This is a genomic window from Hydrogenophaga sp. (assembly GCF_048549895.1).
In the GTDB taxonomy this organism is placed as follows: Bacteria; Pseudomonadota; Gammaproteobacteria; order Burkholderiales; family Burkholderiaceae_C; genus Hydrogenophaga.
Window position 1 is genome coordinate 1 of record NZ_JBLYYB010000227.1, and the last position, 4,282, is coordinate 4,282.

The 4,282-nt window shown below is 59.0% G+C and carries 4 protein-coding genes; 3 read left to right on the forward strand and 1 reads right to left on the reverse strand.

The annotated features are described in order from the left end of the window. Together ACN4F8_RS21115 and glnS are read left to right on the forward strand one after the other, a co-directional pair. A partial coding sequence (locus ACN4F8_RS21115) for a hypothetical protein (RefSeq protein ID WP_419475378.1) occupies window positions 1-268 on the forward strand: 268 nt, incomplete at its 5' end. A gap of 109 nt (window positions 269-377) precedes the next feature. Then, the gene (glnS, locus tag ACN4F8_RS21120; protein ID WP_291218302.1) at window positions 378-2,183 is read left to right on the forward strand and encodes a glutamine--tRNA ligase; all 1,806 of its coding nucleotides are present in this window, start codon (window positions 378-380) and stop codon (window positions 2,181-2,183) included. 393 nt (window positions 2,184-2,576) lie between these two features. On the opposite strand, the gene ACN4F8_RS21125 is transcribed toward glnS, so the two are convergent. Further along, window positions 2,577-3,407, reverse strand: a complete 831-nt coding sequence (locus ACN4F8_RS21125) for an AraC family transcriptional regulator (protein ID WP_291218304.1) — start codon at window positions 3,405-3,407, stop codon at window positions 2,577-2,579. 116 nt (window positions 3,408-3,523) lie between these two features. Here ACN4F8_RS21125 and ACN4F8_RS21130 point away from each other — a divergent pair, with 116 nt between their 5' ends. Beyond that, window positions 3,524-4,075: a carboxymuconolactone decarboxylase family protein gene (locus tag ACN4F8_RS21130; protein WP_291218306.1), complete on the forward strand. Its 552-nt coding sequence runs from the start codon at window positions 3,524-3,526 to the stop codon at window positions 4,073-4,075. The last annotated feature ends 207 nt before the right edge of the window (window positions 4,076-4,282 follow it).

The window sequence follows — 4,282 nt, forward strand, 5'->3', positions numbered from 1 at the left end:
AGCTTTGCGTACCGTCACTTATTGCACTGAAAACGAGGAGACCCCATTCGTTGGCGATCTGTTGTTGGAGTCAGTGGGCTGTCTATTCCACGCGGTTCTACAGCTCGCCGACGTGTGCCCTAGCACCACTGGTATTGAGATGACAGCGGGCGACAGCACATTTGTGATCGTGCCCAAGACAGAACGTCACCTTCCGCTCGGCCAGACGGCTTCCCGACCTGCGTCGGCCTCGCAACCGAGCGCACCGGCGGCATGCTCGCCCCGCTGAGTTGACCGCCGGTGGGCCGGCGCGTCATCGCCTGGAAGTTCGGCGACGAGACCACGCTGCAAAGCTGGACCGCGCCACGCATCGTAGGCGTTACTCCTAAAATGAACGGATGACCTCTTTCGCTGAAAAAGATTCCGCTAAGCCAAGTAATTTTCTACGCCAGGTCATCGAAAACGACCTTGAGCAAGGTGTCTATGAAGCGCGGAAATGGGGAGGCAGCCCCGGCGACGCACAACACCATGCGAAAGGCATGCAAGATCCGGCCAAGGTCCGCATGCGCTTCCCGCCTGAACCTAACGGCTACCTGCACATCGGCCATGCCAAGAGCATCTGGCTCAACTTCGAACTTGCGAAGGAATACGGCGGCGTATGCCATTTGCGCTTCGACGACACTAATCCCGAGAAGGAAGAGCAGGAATACGTCGATAGCATCCGCGACGCGGTGAAGTGGCTCGGCTACGAAACCTACCTGGCCGACCGCCCCAGCGCGCCTGGCACCATGCAGCCGCACGAATACTTCGCCAGCGACTACTTTGACTTCATGTACCGCGCGGCCGAGTACCTGATCACCGCCGGGCTCGCCTACGTGGACGAGCAGACGCCCGACCAGATGCGTGCCACGCGCGGCGACTTCAACACGCCCGGAACTGACAGCCCGTTTCGTGTCCGCAGCTCCGACGAAAACCTGGCGCGCTTCCGTCAGATGCGCGACGGCGAGCTCGAAGACGGTGCCGCCACCCTGCGTGCAAAGATCGACATGACCAGCTCTAACATCAACATGCGCGACCCGGCGCTCTACCGCATCCGTCGGGCCACGCACCACAACACCGGTGATAAGTGGTGCATTTACCCGATGTACACCTTTGCACATCCGATCGAGGACGCGCTGGAGCAGATCACCCATTCGATCGCCACGCTGGAGTTCGAAGACCAGCGCCCGTTCTACGACTGGCTGCTCTACCGGTTGGCAGAAGGCGGCTTGATCGCCAGCCCGCATCCGCGCCAGTATGAATTCGCGCGGCTCAACGTGACGCACGTGATCACCAGCAAGCGCAAGCTGCGCCAATTGGTCGAAGAAGGCCACGTCGACGGCTGGGACGACCCGCGTATACCCACCCTCGCGGGCCTTCGCCGCCGCGGCTACACGCCTGAAGCACTCAAACTGTTCTGCGAACGCAGCGGTGTGACCAAGTCCGGCGGCTGGATCGACTATGCGAGCCTCGAAGCAGCTCTCCGCGACACGCTCGACCCCATCGCCCCGCGCGCCATGGTCGTTCTCGACCCGGTGAAGCTGGTCATCACCGACTGGGCCGAGCTGATGGACAGTGACGCCCTGCTCGACGACTGCACAGCCCCTGTGAACCCGCGCGACCACGAAAGTGGCCTGCGCAGCTTCAAGATCGGCCGCGAGGTGTGGATCGAACGCACCGACTACGAAGACGTGCAACCCAAGGGCTTTTTCCGCCTGTTCCCCGGCAACAAGGTGCGTCTGAAATACGGCCATACCATCGTATGCACGGGCGCCACGCGTGACGCCGGCGGCAAGGTGGTCGAAGTGCAAGCAACGCTGGTGCCCAACACCAAGAGTGGCACACCCGGTGCGGATGCGGTAAAGGTGAAGGGCAACATCACCTGGGTTGCGGTAGCCGATGCGGTGCCGGTCGAGGTGCGCCTGTATGAACAGCTGTTTGCCACGGCGCAGCCGGGTAGCGGGGAATTGCTGGAGGAATTGAACAAGGAGAGTCTGATGACATGTGCGGCGTTCGCGGAGCCGTCATTGGCCGTCGCGAAGGTTGGCAGCGTGGGGTTTCAGTTCGAGCGGCACGGGTATTTCGTGGTGGATGTAAAAGCGGCTGACGATGGCAAACTTGTGTTCAATCGGACTGCGGGGATGCGAGACAGCCGGGGAAAGTAAGGCAGAGCACCTACTGATCTGCGCATGGCCGTCGCTCTTTTAAGATGCCACGCTCCATCCTCAGCTGCGCCTTGATCCAGTTGTGCAGCGTGCTCGCAGCCGCTCCCAATACCGCCGGCACTACCTCGACGCTTTGGCCCAAAGCTAACCGTTGGAACGCAACTTGGAATGGGCATTGGCCTGATTTTGTTGATGGCCTGTGGATTTCCGTCGAAAACTGATCCTCTGGGGGGCGGAGTAAAACCTGGACTGGTTTATGCCGTGACTCCAAGGCTCAGCTGGTATTCATTGGGGCTGAGTAAGCGAAGGGATATCTTGATGCGCTTTTCGAGGTCGCCTTCCTACTTGTTAAGTCACTAAAGAAGTTGGAAGTTCCATTGGGGTGCATTGAAGTTACCCGCCAACTTTGAGTCTTGCAACCCAGTTCGTTGGCGATACTCCAGTGCGGCGCGAAAACGCTCGGGCAAAGGTGGTCTCGCTGGTATAACCCACGGCAGGTGCAACTGCTTTAAGTGGCTTGCCGCGCTTGAGCAATCCCTGCGCAAGGCTAATGCGCCAATCGGTAAGGTAGTCCATCGCAGTATCTCCCACGGTGTCCAGGAAATCCTTGGCAAAACGTGAGCGCGACATGGCAGCAACGCCCGCGAGTGTCTCGAGGGTCCACGCTTCTTCCGGCTGTGCATGCATGGCCATTATCGCCCTGGCCAGACGCTCATCTGCCAGCCCCGCCAATACGCCCGCCTTGACCAGACTGGCCTCCACGGTATGACGCAACAGCAGGATGGTGAAGTATTCAATCAAACGATCAATGGCCGCACTGCGCCCGGTGCGCGATGTGAAGGCCTCGGCAAACAGCAGTTCCAGCGTCGGCTGCACGCCGGCAATGTCATCCATGGGCACAAGGAGCAGTTCCGGCAAACCGCGCAAAATCTGCAGCCCCATGCCGGCCCCAAATTCAATGTGCGCGCAGACCAGATCACAGCCAGCAGGATCGTCCACTTCAAAACGGTGCACACTGGACTGACGGTAAAAGAGCAGCGTCGGCGCCACGATTTCCACGCGCTCACCGTTGGCATGGATGACCCGCAACTGGCCCCGACGCAGTACATGCAGCATGCCAATCCCCCGGTCATTCGGAAAATCCACCACCCCGCAGAGCGCGCCGCTGTAGAACACATTGGCACTGAGTGAGAAGCGGGCGAACAGGGGGGAGAGGCGGTCCATGGCGTGCTTTCGATACGAATGGTGCTGAAAGCTGGACTTTCAGTGCCCGCAAGTATCGCCCGAAGCGCGACATTAGATTCTGTGCAAACCCGCACACAACACTTCTGGAGATTCTCATGCCCCGTATTGAAGCCGCCACCTCTGCCAACACCCCCGCCGCATCTGCAACCCTGCTCGAAGGCGTTCAAAAGAAACTGGGCATGGTGCCCAACCTGTTTAAGACCATTGCACATTCCCCCGCCGCGCTGAAGTTTTACTTTGGCCAAGGCGAGGCACTGGCCACTGGCAAGCTCTCCGCAGGGCTGCGCCACCAGATTGCACTGGTCACCTCCAATGTCAACAATTGCGACTACTGCGCCTCCGCTCACACCCTGATGGGCAAGGGCACTGGTTTGCCGATGGAAGAGTTGGCCGTGAACCTTATCGGTCAGTCGAATGACGCCAAGGTGCAGGCCGCATTGATATTTTCCAAACTGATGGTGGAGAAGCAAGGCCATGTGAGTGCAGCCGACGTTCAGGCAGTTAAAGAAGCTGGCTATGACGATGCTGCCGTAATGGAAATCATCGCCAACGTGGCGGCCACGGTCTACACCAACTTCGTCAACAACGCCTCTGGCACCGTCATCGATTTTCCACTGGTCAAGGCTCGCGCGGACGAAACCGTTTAAGCCTCTTGCTTCACCACGGGCGGCCCGAACCTGCCGCCCGCTCTAAAACGTTTGAGAGAAAAGTATGCAAGTCAAAGACCAATTGAACAAAGCCAAATCTGCTACCAGCGTCGGGGTCTCCTCGTTTTCAGTGCAATAAGTGACGGTACGAAAAGCTAGCACTGGCGCGGAGGTGGTGTTGGTAGATCGTTGATTTCATTGACTTTC